Origin of the sequence: Amaricoccus solimangrovi (assembly GCF_006385685.1) — a bacterium.
In the GTDB taxonomy this organism is placed as follows: Bacteria; Pseudomonadota; Alphaproteobacteria; order Rhodobacterales; family Rhodobacteraceae; genus Amaricoccus; species Amaricoccus solimangrovi.
The window spans coordinates 322,253-336,915 of the sequence record NZ_VFRP01000003.1 but is presented as its reverse complement, the minus strand read 5'-3'; the positions used below and the strand labels follow the sequence as shown (position 1 = coordinate 336,915).

Genomic DNA, 14,663 nt, shown 5'->3' with positions numbered 1-14,663 from the left:
GTGGTAGTCGAACACGTACTGGTGCGTCATCGCCGCGTAGACGAGATAGCCGCCGGTGGTGTGCAGCACGCCCTTCGGCTTGCCGGTCGAGCCGGAGGTGTAGAGGATGAAGAGCGGATCCTCGGCGCCCATCGGCTCGGGATCGCACTCGGGCGCCACGCCCGCCATCGCCTCGTGCAGCCAGATGTCGCGGCCCTCGGTCCAGGCGATCGCGCCGCCGGTGCGCTTCACGACGAGCTGCTTCACGCCGTCGAGCCCCTCGAGCGCGCGGTCGGCGTTGCTCTTCAGCGGCGTGTTGCGGCCGCCGCGCGGCGCCTCGTCGGCGGTGACGATGAGCTTGGCACCGGAATCCTCGACCCGGCTCCTGAGCGCGTCGGGCGAGAAGCCGGCGAAGACGATCGAATGGATCGCGCCGATCCGCGCGCAGGCCAGCATCGCATAGGCCGCCTGCGGGATCATCGGCAGGTAGAGCACGACCCGGTCGCCCTTCGTCACGCCGAGCGATTTCAGCACATTGGCGAGCTTGCAGACTTCCGAGTGCAACTCGCGGTAGCTGATCGCCCTCGAGACCTCCGGATCGTCGCTCTCCCACAGGATCGCGGTCTGATCGCCGCGCGTCGCGAGATGCCGGTCGACGCAGTTCGCCGAGACGTTCAGCACGCCGTCCTCGAACCATTTGATCGACACGTCGTGATAGTCGAACGAGGTGTTCTTCACCTTCGTGTAGGGCGCGATCCAGTCGAGACGCTTCCCCTGCTCGCCCCAGAAGCCCTCCGGATCGGCCATCGAGGCCGCGTACATCGCCGCGTACTGCTCCGCGTCGACCAGCGCGCGCGCAACGGTCTCCGTCGAAGGCTCATGCATGTCGTTTGGCATTGGCGTTCCCACTCCATGGTCTGTGCTTTTGCCCAAGGACAGCACGCGCGATCGCCCGGTGCAAGCCGGGTACCCCGGCGCCTCCTTGGGGAAGCTTCTCTTTCGCACCGCAACATAGCCCGCGCGCCCGCCGCGGGAACAAGACCGACCATGGTCTGGAAACGGGAAGGGCCGGCCCCCTCGGAGCCGGCCCTTCGGAATCGCGCGGTGGCGCGACGTCAGATCGCGACTTCCGTCGCCTTGCCTTCGGCCTGCGCCCGGGCCACCACGGCGCTCGCCACGGCGAGGTCCTGCAGCGCGACGCCGGTGCCGTCGAAGAGCGTGATCTCCTCCGCGGAGACGCGGCCCGGGTGCTGACCCGCGATCACCGCGCCGACGGGGGTGATCGCGCTTTCGGCGATCAGGCCGGAGGCGACCGCGTGCTGCGCCTCGCCGATCGAGACCGATTGCGCCACCTCGTCGGTGAAGACCGTCGCCCGGGCGAGCAGTTCCGGATCGACCTCCTGCTTGCCCTTGGTGTCGGTCCCCATGCAGGCGAGATGCACCCCCGGGCGGATCTGGTCCGCCTTCAGGATGGGCGCGAAGCTCGAGGTGATGGTGATGATCACATCCGCCTCGGCGCCGAGCCGGTCGAGTTCGACCGCCTCGAACGGCAGCCCGGCCTCGGCCGCGGTGTCGGCGAGGCGCGACAGCATCTCGGGGTGGAAGTTCCAGCCGATCACCTTCTCGAACTTCCGCTGGCGCAGCGCCGCGCGCATCTGGAAGGCCGACTGGTGCCCGGCGCCCACCATCCCGAGCACCTTCGAGTCCGGGCGCGAGAGATGCTTGATCGAGACCGCCGAGGCGGCGGCCGTGCGCGCGGCGGTGAGATAGTTGCCGCCGACCGCGGCCTGGACCCGGCCGGTATCGGGATCGAAGAGGAAGATCGTCGACTGGTGGTTGATGAGGCCCCGCGCCTGGTTGTTCGGCCAGTAGCCGCCCGCCTTCAGCCCGAGCGCGGACCCCGCGCGGTCGAAGCCGCCCTTGAAGCCGTAGAGCGCGTCCTCATGGCCGATCGCTTCGCGGATCACCGGGAAATTGTAGGCCTCGCCCCGCGCCATCGCGGCGAAGACCGCCTCGACCGCGTCGAAGGCGGCGTCGAACGGCAGGAGGTCGGGGCAGGCGGCTTCGGGGACGATCAGCATTCAGGGCTCCGTGTGTTCCGGGGCGCCGCTTCGCGGCGCGGCCGCCTCCGCGGCCAGGAAGAGCGCGCGGGTGCGCGCGAGTCTTTTCGAGTGGAGCCGGGCCTGTTGGCCCGGCTCCCGACTGCTCTCCAGGTCGGCTAACCTGTATGGGAACGGGCGCCGTAGGGCGGACCTTTGTCCGCCCCTTGCGGGCGCCGGAACAAGGCGGACAGATGTCCGCCCTACCTCAGTACGCCTTGCCGCGGGCCGAGACCGGCCAGAGCGTCTCGACCTTGCCGCCCCTGACGCCGACGTACCAGTCGTGCACGTTGCAGGTCGGGTCGCAGTGGCCGGGGACGAGCTTGAGCTTCTCGTTGACCTTCAGGACGCCGCCCTTGTCCTCGATCACGCCGTGCTCGTCGGAGCACTTGATGTATTTCACATCGTCGCGACCGTAGATGAAGGGCAGGCCGGAGTCGACCGACTGCGCCTTGAGGCCGGCGTCGCAGATCGCCTTGTCGGCCTTCGCATGGCTCATCACGCTCGTCAGGATGAAGAGCGAGTTCTCCCATTCGCCATGGTCGATCCGGTTGCCGTCCTTGTCATGGATCCGGCCGTAGTCGGCGTCCATGAAGGCGTAGGAGCCGCACTGGAGCTCGTTGTAGACCCCCGAGTTCGACTCGAAGTAGTAGCTGCCGGTACCGCCGCCGGAGACCAGCTCGGGCCTGAGCCCCTCCTTCTCCAGCGCCGCGACCGCGTCCTTCACCTGGGCGATCGCCGCGTCGAGCTTCGCCTTGCGATCCTCGTAGGAATCCATGTGCTGCATCGCGCCCTGGTAGGCCTGGATGCCGGTGAATTTCAGCCCCGGCGCCGCGTCGATCGCCTTGGCGATCTCGACCACCGCCTCGGACGTCGTCACGCCGCAGCGCCCGGCACCGCAGTCGATCTCGACGAAGCACTCGAGCGTGGTGCCATGCTTCTGCGCCGCCGCCGAGAGATCGGCCACGTTCGCCACGTCGTCGACGCAGACGATCACGCGGGCGCCGTATTTCGGCAGCCGGGCGAGGCGGTCGATCTTCGCCGGGTCGCGCACCTGGTTCGAGACGAGGATGTCCTTGATCCCGCCGCGCGCGAAGACCTCGGCCTCCGAGACCTTCTGGCAGCAGACGCCGACCGCGCCGCCGAGCTTCTGCTGCAGCAGCTGCACGTCGACGGACTTGTGCATCTTGCCGTGGCTGCGGTGGCGCATCCCGTGCGCCTTCGCATAGTCACCCATCTTCTTCACGTTGCGCTCGAGCGCGTCGAGATCGAGGATCAGGCAGGGCGTCTGGATCTCGTCGATCGACATGCCGATCGCCGCCGGGATGTCGTAGCCGACCTCCAGGCCCGCGATATCTTCCTGTTTGGTCATCTTTCTCCCCTTCACTTCAGCCAGGGCAGTTTGTCCAGGTCGACGTTTCCGCCTGTTATGATCACGCCGACGCGCTGCCCCGCGAAGACGTCCCGGTTCTTCAGGATGGCGGCGAGCGGCACGGCGCTCGACGGTTCCATCACGATCTTCAGCCGCGCCCAGATCAGGCGCATCGCGTCGATGATCTCCTGCTCGGACACGGTCAGGATATCGGTGACGTGATTGCTCACGAAATGCCAGGTCAGATCCTTCAGCGGCACCTTGAGCCCGTCCGCCACCGTGTTCGGCGCGTCGTCGGCGATGATATGCCCGGCCTTGAAGCTGCGATAGGCGTCATCGGCCTGTTCCGGCTCGGCGGCGTAGACCCGCGTCTCCGGCGCGACGTTCGAGATGGTCAGGCAGGTGCCCGAGACCATGCCGCCGCCGCCGATGGGTGCGATCACCGCGTCGAGACCCTCGACCTGCTCGATCAGTTCGCGCGAGCAGGTCGCCTGCCCGGCGATCACGCGCGGATCGTTGTAGGGGTGGACGAAATCCGCCCCGGTCCGCGCCTCGACCTCGGCGAAGACCGCCTCGCGCGAGGTGGTCGAGGGTTCGCATTCGGTGATCGTGCCGCCATAGCCGATCACCGCGTCCTTCTTCGCCTGGGGCGCGGTGCGCGGCATCACGACGTGGCAGGGAATGCCGCGCCGGCCGGCGGCGTAGGAAAGCGAGAGCGCGTGGTTGCCCGAGGAATGGGTCGCGACGCCCTTCTTCGCCATCTCCTCCGACAGGCCGAAGACCGCGTTGGAGGCGCCGCGCACCTTGAAGGCGCCGGCCTTCTGCAGGTTCTCGCATTTGAAGAACAGGCTCGCCCCCGCCATCTCGTCGATGAACCGCGAGGTCAGCACCGGGGTGCGGTGGATGTAGGGGGCGACGCGCTCGTGGGCCACGAGCACGTCGTCATAGGTGGGAATGCGCATTTCTTGTCCTCAGGCGGCGTGGGCGGCTTCGGCCGGGGCGCCGGCCGTCGCGCGGTAGTAATCCTGCGCCGCGGCGACGCCGGAGCCGAGGCGGACGGGCAGGCCGAGATCGGCCATGCACATCTCGGCGCAGCCGAGGCCCGAAAGCATCATCACGTCGGTCAGGCTGCCGAGATGGCCGATCCGGAAGAGCTTGCCCGCGACCTCGCCGAGCCCGACGCCGAAGGCCACGCCGTACTTCTCCGCCGCGAGCGTGACGACGCGGGTGCCGTCGAAGCCCTTCGGCACCATCACGGCGCTGACCGTGTCGGAATAGACGTCGGGCGACTGCGCGCAGAGGCTCAGCCCCCAGGCGGAGACGGCGCGACGCACGCCCTCGGCGATCCGGTGGTGGCGCGCGAAGACGTTCTCGAGCCCCTCCTCCTCGATCATCTTGAGCGACTCGCCGAGGCCATAGAACAGGCCGACCGCCGGCGTGTAGGGATAGCCGCCCTTCGGGTTGGTGTTGAGCATGTCGCGGAAGTCGAGGAAGGTGCGCGGCAGCTTCGCCGTCTCCATCGCGGCGAGCGCCTTCGGGCTGACGCCGACGATGGCGAGGCCGGTCGGAAGCATGAAGCCCTTCTGGCTGCCGGTGACGGCGAGATCGACGCCCCATTCGTCGAAGCGGAAATCCATCGAGCCGATCGAGGAGACGCCGTCGACCATCAGGAGCGCCGGGTGCTTCGCCGCGTCCATCGCCGCGCGGATCGCGCCGACGTCGGAGCGGACGCCGGTCGCGGTTTCATTGTGGGTGACGAGAACCGCCTTGATCTCGTGGTCCTTGTCCGCCTCGAGCGCCGCCTGGAAATCGGCGGCCGGCGCGCCGGCGCCCCAGGGCGCGGTCAGCACCTGGACGTCGAGCCCGTGGCGCTGGCAGAGGTCGATCCAGCGGTGCGAGAACATGCCGTGACGGCAGGCCAGCACCTTGTCGCCCGGCGAGAGCGTGTTGGTGACCGCCGCCTCCCAGCCGGCGGTGCCGGTCGCGGGGAAGAAGACGATCTCGCCCTTCGTCATCTTCAGGACGCGCTTCACGCCCGGGAAGAGCGGCGCGAAGATCTCGCCGAAGGCGGCCGAGCGATGGTCGATCGTCGGCACGTTGCAGGCGTGACGCAGGCGCTCGGGGATGTTGGTCGGGCCGGGAATGAAGACCGGGTTCTGGCTGGACATGGGCGTTACCTCTTCCGTTTGCGTGGTTCCTAACAGCCCGCTGGCGAATCGGCAATTTTTTTGAAATGATTTTTCATGCGGCGCAGCATTTCAATATGCCGCTGATCCTCAAAGGTTTTTCTTTTTTCGTGAACGCGGGACCGGAAGAATGGAAAAAATTTTCAACGCGCCGAAGCGCGCCCGGGGCCGGCCCAAGGCTTTCGATCCGGCGCCCGAGCAGACGACGGTCCAGGCGCTCGACCGCGCGCTCCTGATCCTCAAGGCGCTCGCGGCGGCCGATGGCGGGCTGTCGCTGACCGAGATCGCCGAGGCGACCGGCCAGGCGCCGGCGACGGTCTATCGCGCGCTCTCGACCTTCGCCCTGCACGGGATCGTCGAGACGCAGGGCGCGACGCAGCTCTGGTTCATCGGCCCCGAGGCGTTCCGGATCGGCAACGCCTTCCTTGGCCGCTCCGGCCTCGTCGAACAGGCCCGCCGTGCGATGCGCGAACTGATGGCGCGGACGGGCGAGACGGCCAATCTCGCGGTCGCGGATGGCTCGCAGGTGATCTTTCTCTCCCAGGTCGAGACGCATCACCCGATCCGCGCCTTCTTCCGCCCCGGCACGCGCGGGCCGATCCACGCCGCAGGGATCGGCAAGGCGCTGCTCGCCTATGCCACGCCGGAGCAGGTCGCGCGCCTGCTCGGCGACGCGCCACTTGAGGCCTATACCCCGCGCACGATCACCGACCGCGCCGCGCTCGACGCCGATCTCGCCGCGAGTCGCGCCCGGGGCTGGGCGATGGACGACGAGGAACGCACCGAAGGCATGCGCTGTGTCGCCGCGCCGATCTTCAACGAGTTCCGCGAGCCGGTCGCCGGCATCTCGATCTCCGGTCCCACGGTGCGGGTGACCCCCGACCGGGCCGAGGCGATCGGCGCGGAGGTCCGCGCCGCCGCCGACCGGGTCACGCGCGCCCTCGGCGGGACACCGGCGTAACGTCATTCCACGTCGACGTAGTTCTCCGGCAGGAACCGCGGCGCGCAGAGGCAGTGGAACACGAGATCCCCGGCCCCGATGTTGGTGATGCGCTGGGGCGTGTCGGCCGGGATCACCACGCGGTCACCCGGCCCGACGTCGCGCGCCGCGCCGCCGACCTCGACCCGCCCCCTTCCCTCGCGGATCACGTAGCATTCGATCGTGCCGCGCAGCAGATGAAGCCGCGTCGTCACGCCCGGCGCCACCCGGGCCCGTGCCAGCGAGGTCCCGGGACAGGCGGGATCGTTCAGCTCCTCGACGATGAAACAGCGTTCCTCCGTCGCGAATTCCGGCGGAAAGGGGCCGGGCAGCAGCCAGGCGGGATCGTCGTGCATCGCAACCTCCACCGGGCCAGACTGCGGCGGAAGCGCGTCCGGTTCAACCGGCCGCGGGCGATTGACCGGAACCGCCGGCTGTGCGAGCGCTGGAACCCCGCCAGCACGGAGCCCGAGATGCCCGACGCCGCCGCCCCCGCCGCGCCCCGCGCCGACCTCATCGTCACCAACGCGCTGATCGTCACCGCCGACGCGGGTTTCTCGGTCATCCCCGACGGCGCCCTCGCGGTCCGCGACGGGAGGATCGCCGCGATCGGCCCGGCGGCGGAGATCGGGCGCGACGCGGCCGAGGTGATCGACGCGGGCGGCGCGATCCTGATGCCCGGTATCGTCAACACCCACTGCCACGCGGGCGACAGCCTGTTCCGCGGCCTCGTCGAGGATCTGCCGCTCGAACCCTGGCTCCAGACCGTCTGGAAGGCCGAGAAGGCGATCCTGACGCGCGAGACCACGCGGCTCGGCGCGACGCTCGGCCTCGCCGAACTGCTGCTCTCGGGCGTCACCACGGCGATGGACATGTTCTGGTTCCCCGAGGAGACCGCCCGCGCCGCGCGCGACCTCGGGATGCGCGTCGCGACGGGCGGCATCTTCATCGACTTCCCCGGGGTCGATTTCGTCACCATGGACGACCGGATCGCCGCCGCGAAGGACTTCTTCGCCGAGTTCGAGGGCGCCGACGACATCCTGCCCACCATCATGCCGCACGGCACCTATACCGTCGGGCCGGACAACCTCGCCGCCGCCAAGGCGCTCGCCGAGGATCACGGCGCGCTCTTCTGCACCCACGCGGCCGAGACCGTGGCCGAGCAGGCCGACATCGCGAACCGCTATGGGCGCTCGGTGATCCGCCACCTCGACCATCTCGGATGCCTCGACGAACGCACCGTGCTTGCCCATTGCGTCTGGCTCGACGACGAGGAAATCGCGATCCTCGCCCGGACCGGCGCGACCGTCTCGCACAACCCGGTCTCGAACCTGAAGCTCGCCTCCGGCATCGCGCGGGTCCCCGACATGCTCGACGCCGGCGTCCGGGTCACGGTCGGGACCGACGGCGCGATCTCGGGCAACGATCTCGACATGTGGATGGCGCTTCGTCTCGCCGCGACGCTGCACCGGGGCGCGACGCGGCGGGCCGACGCGGTCTCGACCCAGGCCGCGCTTGCGATGGTGACGCGCGAGGGCGCGGCGGCGCTCGGCGCGCTCGACCGGATCGGCTCGCTCGAGGTGGGAAAGTTCGCCGACATGATCCTGATCGACACCGGTCCGGTCCATGCCGCGCCGCTCTTCGACCCGATGACGCATATCGTCTTCTCCACGGCGAAATCGGATGTGCGCGACGTCTTCGTCTCCGGCCGCCGGGTGGTCCGCGACGGCGTGCTGACCGCGATCGACATCGGGGGCACCCTCGCCCGCGTCCGCGCGCTCGCCCCCGCCATCGCCGCGAGCATCGCATGACCCAGGCCGAGCGGGTGGCGCGGGCGCGCGCCTCGATCGCCGCGCGGGCCGGCGAGCCGGTCGAACTGGCGCTCATCCTCGGCTCCGGCCTCGGCGATCTCGCCGACGCGGTGGAGGGCGCGGTGGCGATCCCCTACGCCGAGATCGCCGGCATGGCCGTCTCGACCGCGCCGAGCCACGCGGGCGAACTCGTGCTCGGGCGCCTCTTCGGGCGGCGCGTCGCCTTGATGCGCGGCCGGCTCCATCTCTACGAGGGCTGGCCCGCGCGCGACATCGCCATGCCGGTCTATCTGATGCGAAGCCTCGGCGCGCGCTCCCTCGTCGTCACCAACGCGGCCGGCGCGCTCAACCCGGAGTTCCGCCCGGGCGAGGTGATGCTGATCGAGGATCACCTGAACCTGACCGGCGCCAACCCGCTGACCGGGCCGGACGAACCCGCGCTCGGGCCGCGCTTCCCGGACATGAGCCGCGCCTATGCGCCGGAACTCCGGACGGCGACGCTCGACGCGGCGGCGGCGGCTGGCATCGCGCTTCGCCGCGGGATCTACGCCGGGATCGCCGGCCCCTCGCTCGAAACCTCCGCCGAACGGCGCTGGCTCCGCGCGACCGGCGCCGACGCGGTCGGCATGTCCACCGTGATCGAGGTGATCGCGGCCCACCACGCGGGTCTCTCCGTCCTCGGCCTTTCCGCGATCACCAATTCCGCGACCGGCGGGCCGGAACAGCTGCCGGACACGATCGAGGAAGTCCTGGCACACGCGAAAGTCGCAGGTGGCGAGATCGCCGGGCTGCTCGAGGCCACCTTCCCTCGGCTGTGACCGGACCGGGACGGGGGATCCGCGCGGCGGAGACCGCCGGTTTCCATCGCCTTTTCATCATTCGCCATTCCCGTGGCGAATGGAGGGAGAACCGTGTTTTCCCGGCGATCCCAAGACGTTCACTTCGCGGAGAGGTATATTGAAGCAAAAGCGGCGGATCGCATGTCTATCCTGTGCCGCCAGGGCATGGCATGCGAATCCGGCAACCGGCGGCCTTGGCCGCGCGTTCAGGAAGGCAGGTCAGTGATGGTCGGAAGGAGCGTATCGTGAACCCGAGACTCGTGGGCTGCATGTTCGCGTCGATGCTCGTCGGGGGCGCCTGCGCCGGAACCGCGATCTGCGCGGGCTGGGGATTGCTCGCCGCGCTCGGCCTCTACAGCGGCGCCGGTTCGGCGACCCTCGTACCGCTGTCCTTCCTGATGGCGGGGAGGCCCCGCGTCGCGACCCGCGCCGCCGCGAAACCCGGCGCCGCCGTCGCCTGAGCTTTCCGGCGCCCCTCTCGGGGACGCCGGGAGGCCGCGATGCTCAGAGCACGTAGCGGCTGAGGTCGGTCGAGCGGGCAAGCTCGCTCAGATATTTCTCGACGAAGGTGGCATCGACGGTGACCTTCTCCCCGTCGCGATCGGGCGCGGTGAAGCTCAACTCCTCGAACACCCGCTCGAGCACGGTATAGAGCCGGCGCGCACCGATGTTCTCGACCGTCGAATTCACCTCCGCCGCGATCCGCGCCAGCGCCCGGATGCCATCGTCGGTGAAGTCGATCCCGACCCCCTCCGTCGCCATCAGCGCCTTGTACTGCCGCGTCAGCGCGTTGTCGGTCTCGGTCAGGATCCGCACGAAATCCGCCTCGGTCAGCGCGCGCAGCTCCACCCGGATCGGCAGCCGGCCCTGAAGCTCCGGCAGCAGGTCCGAGGGTTTCGCGATGTGGAACGCGCCCGAGGCGATGAAGAGCACGTGGTCCGTCTTCACCGGCCCGTGCTTGGTCGAGACCGTGGTGCCCTCGATCAGCGGCAAGAGGTCGCGCTGCACGCCCTCGCGGGAGACATCGGCGCCGCGCGTCTCGGCGCGGGCGCAGACCTTGTCGATCTCGTCGATGAAGACGATGCCGTTCTGCTCCACCGCCTCGATCGCCTCGCGCGTGACCGCCTCGGTGTCGAGCAGCTTGTCGGCCTCCTCGGTGATCAGGAGCTGGTAGGAAGCGGCCACGCTCATCCGCCGCCGCGTCTTGCGCCCGCCGAAGGCCTTGCCGAAGATGTCGCCGAGATTGACGCCGCCGCCCATCATCCCGGGCTGGCCGGGGATGTCCATCATCGGGAAGGGGCTCGACGTATCCGCGACCTCGAGCTCGATCTCCTTGTCATCGAGCTCGCCCGCGCGGAGCTTCTTGCGGAACATCTCCCGCGTCTGCTCCCGCGCATTGTCGCCCGCGAGCGCGTCGATCACGCGGTCCTCGGCGGCGGAATGGGCCGTGGCCTTCACCTTCTCGCGCATCAGCTCGCGCGTCATCGCGATGGCGGCGTCCACCAGGTCGCGGATGATCTGCTCCACGTCGCGGCCGACATAGCCGACCTCGGTGAACTTCGTCGCCTCGACCTTCAGGAACGGCGCCTTGGCGAGCTTCGCGAGCCGGCGCGAGATCTCGGTCTTGCCGACGCCGGTCGGGCCGATCATCAGGATGTTCTTCGGGTAGACTTCCTCGCGGATGTCGTCCGAAAGCTGCTTGCGCCGCCAGCGGTTGCGGAGGGCCACGGCGACCGCGCGCTTGGCATCCTTCTGGCCGATGATGAACCGGTCGAGTTCGGAGACGATCTCGCGGGGGGTGAGGTTGGTCATGATGTGCTCCCTCAGCCCTCGAGGCTCTCGACCGTGAGGTTTCCGTTCGTGTAGACGCAGATGTCGGCCGCGATGCCGAGCGCCTTGCGCGCGATCGCCTCGGCGTCGAGATCGGTGTCGATCAGCGCCCGGGCGGCGGCGAGCGCGTAGTTGCCGCCGGAGCCGATCGCCGCGATGTCGTGCTCGGGCTCGAGCACGTCGCCCGCGCCGGTGATCACGAAGAGCTCGCGCCCGTCGGTCACGATCAGCATCGCCTCGAGATTGCGCAGGTACTTGTCCATGCGCCAGTCCTTCGCGAGCTCGACGCAGGCGCGGGCGAGCTGGCCCGGCGCCGCCTCGAGCTTCTTCTCCAGCCGCTCCAGCAGCGTGAAGGCGTCCGCCGTCGAGCCGGCGAAGCCGCAGACCACGTCCTGGCCTCCCGGTGCGATTCGTCGGACCTTGCGCGCCGTGCCCTTGATGACCGTCTGCCCGAGGCTCACCTGCCCGTCGCCCGCGACCACCACCCGGCCGCCCTTGCGCACACCGATGATCGTGGTTCCGTGCCAGCCGGGGAAGCTGTCTTTCTCGCTCATGCGTCCTCCAATCCTGAGCGGTGATATATGAGCCCGCGAGACCCTTGCCTAGAGCGACGACGACGAGCCGAATGGTCACGGCTCGCGCCCTGCGCTAATCTCCCACGACCGGGCCAGAGGTCGCGGACAACGATGAGGCGGGACTTGGCCAAACTAACCATCGCAGGCAACAGCCATATCAGAAGCGTGAAGAGCGTCGGCAGGGATTCGGGGCCCGCGCGCCAGTTCTTGTGGTCGTCGAACCATGTCATCGATGAACCCGACGGCGGCAAGCGCCTCAAGCCCGAAACGATTGCGAAGGTCCGCGAGGCTGGCGGGCCGATCTTCTCGCTGATCGGCGGCAACGGGCACAACGTCTTCGGGCTCGTCTATCCGGTACAGCCTTTCGATTTCCATCATCCTGACCATCCGGAGCGTCCGCCGGCGGCCGGCGCCTGGATCATCCCGTACGAGCAGGTCTGGGACTCCGTGATGCGCCGGTCGCTGACCCGCATCAACGAGCTGCGCGCCTTCGTCGCGGCCTTTCCCGGGCGGGTGATCCATCTTGAGAGCCCGCCACCGATCCCGAGCCAGAAATGGCTGACCGCGCAACTCGCCGAGCGAATGGCGAGCGCCGGCATCCCCGACTATGAGGTCGCCGCTCCTTCGGTGCGTTACAAGCTCTGGCGGGTCAACAGCGCGATCTTCCGCCAGGAATGCGCCCGGCATGGCATACCCTTCATTCCGGCGCCGACCGAGGCCTGCGACGCGGAAGGCTTTCTGCTGCGGCGCTTCTGGGCCGACCCCACTCATGCCAACGCCAAGTACGGCGCCTTGCTGTTGCGCCAGATGACGGAGCATCTCGATGTCACACCCGTATAAGACGATCCCGGCCTATCAGCGCTGGAGCAAGGCGGTCGCGGCGCCCAAGGCGAACGAGGTCGATCCCGTCGTCGCCTTTCCATATCGCATCACGCCCGACGATCGGATCGTCACGGCGGGAAGCTGCTTCGCCCAGCATATCGCGCGCTATCTGGCGAATTCGGGCTACGGCTACTACGTGGCGGAGCAAGGCCACCCGGGCCTGCATCCCGCGATCCGCGAGAAGCACGGCTACGGGCTCTTCAGTGCCCGCTATGGCAACATCTACACGTCGCGCCAGTTCCGGCAGCTCTTCGAACGGGTGCTCGGCACGTTCGAGCCCGAGGAGGACGTCTGGACCAACGCCCAGGGTCGCTTCGTCGATCCGTTCCGGCCGACGGTCCAGCCCGGCGGGTTCCACTCCGTCGAGGAACTGCGGGCCGATCGCGCCCTGCATTTCGAGGCGCTGCGCGACCGGGCCTTCCCCAAGGCCGAGATCTTCGTCTTCACGCTGGGGCTGACGGAGACCTGGGTCAGCCGTCGCGACGGCGCCGCCTTTCCGCTCTGCCCAGGTGTCGAAGGCGGAGAATTCGATCCCGAGCGGCACGCCTTCGTCAACCTGACCGTCGACGAGGTCGTGGCCGACATGGAGGCGGCGATCGGCTACCTGCGCGGCTTCAACCCCAGGGCGCGGGTCATCCTGACGGTCTCGCCGGTGCCGCTGGCGGCGACGGCGGTCGACCGGCACGTCCTCGTCTCGACCACGCTGTCGAAATCTGTGCTGCGGGTGGCGGCCGACATCCTCAGCCGGACGATTCCCGACGTCGCCTATTTCCCCTCCTACGAGATCATCACCGGCACCTATTCCCGGGGCGCCTATTTCGCCTCCGACCTGCGTTCGGTGACCGACGCGGGTGTCGACCACGTGATGCGGCTCTTCTTCGAGCATGCGACGGTCGGGCGCGCGGAGGTTCCGGCGGCGGCCCCGGCGGCCATGCCCGCCGCCGCCATGCCCGCCGCCGCCCCTTCGCGGAACCACGGGCGCGCGAAAACGGGCCTCATCGACAAGGCAAGGCGCCTGTTCCGCCGCGCCGCGCCCGCCACGGCGGCCCCCGCGGCGGCGGCGGCGACAACAGCCGCCGCGACGCCGCCGAGCTTCGTCGACCGCATGGAAGAAGTCACCGAGGCGATCTGCGAGGAGGCGATGCTCGACCGCTGAATCCCCTCAGCCCGCCACCAGCGCCGCGTGCAGGCGCTCGACATCGGCGCGGCGGCAGAGGTCGGTGCCGGGGTGCATCACGCTGGCGCTGCCCGCCGCCATGCCGACGAGGAAGGCGGTGCGCGGCCCCTTGCCCTCGGCAAGCGCGAGCGTCATCGCGCCGACGAAGCTGTCCCCCGCCCCAGTCGCGCTCCGGACCGGCACGTCGGGGGCGGCGCGGGAGAGGTTCGCCTCGCGGCTCGCGAGCAGCGCGCCCTCGTGGCCCATGGTGACGGCGACGATCTCGGCCCGGCCCGACTCGACGATCTCCCGCGCCACCTCGGCCACCTCGTCGCGGTCCTCGAGCGGGAGACCGGTCAGCGCGCGCAATTCGCCGAGGCTCGGCTTGATCAGCGTGAGCCCGCCCGCCTCCAGCGACGCCTTGAGCGCCGGCCCCGAGGAATCGAGCACCACCCGCGCGCCCCTGTCCCGCGCGCGCTGGGTCAGCGTCACGAAGCAATCCGGCGGCAGGCCGCGCGGTCCGCTGCCCGAGATCACCAGCCAGTCGAAATCGAGCTCGTCCACCGTCTCGAGACAGGCGAGCCATTCCGCCGGGCTCACCTCCGGGCCCTCGGGGACGAAGCGGTATTCCTGCCCGGTGCTGGCCTCGAAGACCGTCAGGCTGATCCGCGTATGCCCCGCGATCGGCACGCGCGTGCCGACGAGCCCCGCCCCGGCCATCAGCTCGTCGAGCACGCTCCCGGTCGCCCCGCCCGCGAGATAGACCGCCGTCGTCCGCCCCCCGAGCTCCCGGATCACCCGCGCGACATTGATGCCGCCGCCGCCCGGATGATACGCGTCGCCCCGCGTCCGAATCTTGTGCGTCGGCCGCACCAGATCCGTCTCGCAGGCCCCGTCGATCGCCGGGTTGAGCGTGAGTGTGACGATGGGTTTCATGCGAACCTCGGAGGACAGG

At 69.3% G+C, this 14,663-nt stretch carries 15 protein-coding genes; 6 read left to right on the top strand and 9 right to left on the bottom strand.

Going from position 1 to position 14,663, the window contains the following annotated elements:
* From FJM51_RS06205 to bhcA, 5 genes are all read right to left on the bottom strand, one after another.
* On the bottom strand, positions 1 to 876 hold an 876-nt coding region (locus tag FJM51_RS06205; protein ID WP_140453244.1), incomplete at its 3' end, for an AMP-binding protein.
* A 218-nt stretch (positions 877 to 1,094) separates the two neighbouring features.
* Complete coding sequence (gene bhcD / locus FJM51_RS06200) at positions 1,095 to 2,060, bottom strand: iminosuccinate reductase BhcD (protein ID WP_140453243.1); 966 nt, start codon at positions 2,058 to 2,060, stop codon at positions 1,095 to 1,097.
* 226 nt (positions 2,061 to 2,286) lie between these two features.
* Positions 2,287 to 3,450, bottom strand: a complete 1,164-nt coding sequence (bhcC, locus tag FJM51_RS06195; RefSeq protein WP_140453242.1) for a 3-hydroxy-D-aspartate aldolase BhcC — start codon at positions 3,448 to 3,450, stop codon at positions 2,287 to 2,289.
* 11 nt (positions 3,451 to 3,461) lie between these two features.
* Complete coding sequence (bhcB, locus tag FJM51_RS06190) at positions 3,462 to 4,412, bottom strand: beta-hydroxyaspartate dehydratase BhcB (protein WP_140453241.1); 951 nt, start codon at positions 4,410 to 4,412, stop codon at positions 3,462 to 3,464.
* Between the two features lie 9 nt (positions 4,413 to 4,421).
* Positions 4,422 to 5,618, bottom strand: a complete 1,197-nt coding sequence (gene bhcA, locus FJM51_RS06185) for an L-aspartate--glyoxylate aminotransferase BhcA (RefSeq protein ID WP_140453240.1) — start codon at positions 5,616 to 5,618, stop codon at positions 4,422 to 4,424.
* Between the two features lie 148 nt (positions 5,619 to 5,766).
* Here bhcA and bhcR point away from each other — a divergent pair, with 148 nt between their 5' ends.
* Positions 5,767 to 6,597: an HTH-type transcriptional regulator BhcR gene (gene bhcR, locus FJM51_RS06180; protein ID WP_140453239.1), complete on the top strand. Its 831-nt coding sequence runs from the start codon at positions 5,767 to 5,769 to the stop codon at positions 6,595 to 6,597.
* Positions 6,598 to 6,599: 2 nt separating this feature from the next.
* Here bhcR and FJM51_RS06175 read toward each other — a convergent pair whose 3' ends face one another.
* Entirely contained in the window at positions 6,600 to 6,971 is a 372-nt protein-coding gene (locus tag FJM51_RS06175; RefSeq protein WP_140453238.1) for a cupin domain-containing protein, read from the bottom strand.
* 117 nt (positions 6,972 to 7,088) lie between these two features.
* Between FJM51_RS06175 and FJM51_RS06170 the strand changes: the two genes are divergently transcribed.
* The 3 genes from FJM51_RS06170 to FJM51_RS06160 all read left to right on the top strand — a co-directional run bounded on the left by FJM51_RS06170 (position 7,089) and on the right by FJM51_RS06160 (position 9,726).
* On the top strand, positions 7,089 to 8,426 hold the full coding sequence (locus FJM51_RS06170) for an amidohydrolase (protein ID WP_140453237.1): 1,338 nt from the start codon (positions 7,089 to 7,091) through the stop codon (positions 8,424 to 8,426).
* Positions 8,423 to 9,244 (top strand): purine-nucleoside phosphorylase, encoded by an 822-nt coding sequence (locus FJM51_RS06165; protein ID WP_140453236.1) that lies wholly within the window; start codon positions 8,423 to 8,425, stop codon positions 9,242 to 9,244. Before FJM51_RS06170 ends, FJM51_RS06165 begins: the two co-directional genes overlap by 4 nt.
* A 266-nt stretch (positions 9,245 to 9,510) precedes the next feature.
* On the top strand, positions 9,511 to 9,726 hold the full coding sequence (locus FJM51_RS06160) for a hypothetical protein (RefSeq protein ID WP_140453235.1): 216 nt from the start codon (positions 9,511 to 9,513) through the stop codon (positions 9,724 to 9,726).
* A gap of 43 nt (positions 9,727 to 9,769) precedes the next feature.
* Here the strand turns inward: FJM51_RS06160 and hslU are convergent, their stop codons facing one another.
* Entirely contained in the window at positions 9,770 to 11,077 is a 1,308-nt protein-coding gene (gene hslU, locus FJM51_RS06155) for an ATP-dependent protease ATPase subunit HslU (RefSeq protein WP_140453234.1), read from the bottom strand.
* Positions 11,078 to 11,088: 11 nt separating this feature from the next.
* Complete coding sequence (gene hslV, locus FJM51_RS06150) at positions 11,089 to 11,649, bottom strand: ATP-dependent protease subunit HslV (RefSeq protein ID WP_140453233.1); 561 nt, start codon at positions 11,647 to 11,649, stop codon at positions 11,089 to 11,091.
* Between the two features lie 144 nt (positions 11,650 to 11,793).
* On the opposite strand from hslV, the gene FJM51_RS06145 reads away from it, so the two are divergent.
* Complete coding sequence (locus tag FJM51_RS06145; protein ID WP_140453232.1) at positions 11,794 to 12,510, top strand: hypothetical protein; 717 nt, start codon at positions 11,794 to 11,796, stop codon at positions 12,508 to 12,510.
* The gene (locus tag FJM51_RS06140) at positions 12,494 to 13,708 is read left to right on the top strand and encodes a GSCFA domain-containing protein (protein ID WP_140453231.1); all 1,215 of its coding nucleotides are present in this window, start codon (positions 12,494 to 12,496) and stop codon (positions 13,706 to 13,708) included. The genes FJM51_RS06145 and FJM51_RS06140 overlap by 17 nt, the downstream gene beginning before the upstream one ends.
* A gap of 6 nt (positions 13,709 to 13,714) precedes the next feature.
* Here the strand turns inward: FJM51_RS06140 and FJM51_RS06135 are convergent, their stop codons facing one another.
* Positions 13,715 to 14,644 carry a 1-phosphofructokinase family hexose kinase gene (locus FJM51_RS06135; protein ID WP_140453230.1) on the bottom strand — a complete coding sequence of 310 codons (930 nt, stop codon included), beginning with the start codon at positions 14,642 to 14,644 and terminating at the stop codon, positions 13,715 to 13,717.
* Between the last annotated feature and the right edge of the window lie 19 nt (positions 14,645 to 14,663).

What these genes read in the sequence shown, in the direction of transcription:
- FJM51_RS06135 (WP_140453230.1), bottom strand. Translation starts at nt 14,644, where the DNA reads ATGAAACCCATCGTCACACTCACGCTCAACCCGGCGATCGACGGGGCC.
- hslU (WP_140453234.1), bottom strand. Translation starts at nt 11,077, where the DNA reads ATGACCAACCTCACCCCCCGCGAGATCGTCTCCGAACTCGACCGGTTC.
- bhcD (WP_140453243.1), bottom strand. Translation starts at nt 2,060, where the DNA reads ATGCTGATCGTCCCCGAAGCCGCCTGCCCCGACCTCCTGCCGTTCGAC.
- FJM51_RS06175 (WP_140453238.1), bottom strand. Translation starts at nt 6,971, where the DNA reads ATGCACGACGATCCCGCCTGGCTGCTGCCCGGCCCCTTTCCGCCGGAA.
- hslV (WP_140453233.1), bottom strand. Translation starts at nt 11,649, where the DNA reads ATGAGCGAGAAAGACAGCTTCCCCGGCTGGCACGGAACCACGATCATC.
- bhcR (WP_140453239.1), top strand. Translation starts at nt 5,767, where the DNA reads ATGGAAAAAATTTTCAACGCGCCGAAGCGCGCCCGGGGCCGGCCCAAG.
- bhcA (WP_140453240.1), bottom strand. Translation starts at nt 5,618, where the DNA reads ATGTCCAGCCAGAACCCGGTCTTCATTCCCGGCCCGACCAACATCCCC.
- FJM51_RS06165 (WP_140453236.1), top strand. Translation starts at nt 8,423, where the DNA reads ATGACCCAGGCCGAGCGGGTGGCGCGGGCGCGCGCCTCGATCGCCGCG.
- bhcB (WP_140453241.1), bottom strand. Translation starts at nt 4,412, where the DNA reads ATGCGCATTCCCACCTATGACGACGTGCTCGTGGCCCACGAGCGCGTC.
- FJM51_RS06170 (WP_140453237.1), top strand. Translation starts at nt 7,089, where the DNA reads ATGCCCGACGCCGCCGCCCCCGCCGCGCCCCGCGCCGACCTCATCGTC.
- bhcC (WP_140453242.1), bottom strand. Translation starts at nt 3,450, where the DNA reads ATGACCAAACAGGAAGATATCGCGGGCCTGGAGGTCGGCTACGACATC.
- FJM51_RS06140 (WP_140453231.1), top strand. Translation starts at nt 12,494, where the DNA reads ATGTCACACCCGTATAAGACGATCCCGGCCTATCAGCGCTGGAGCAAG.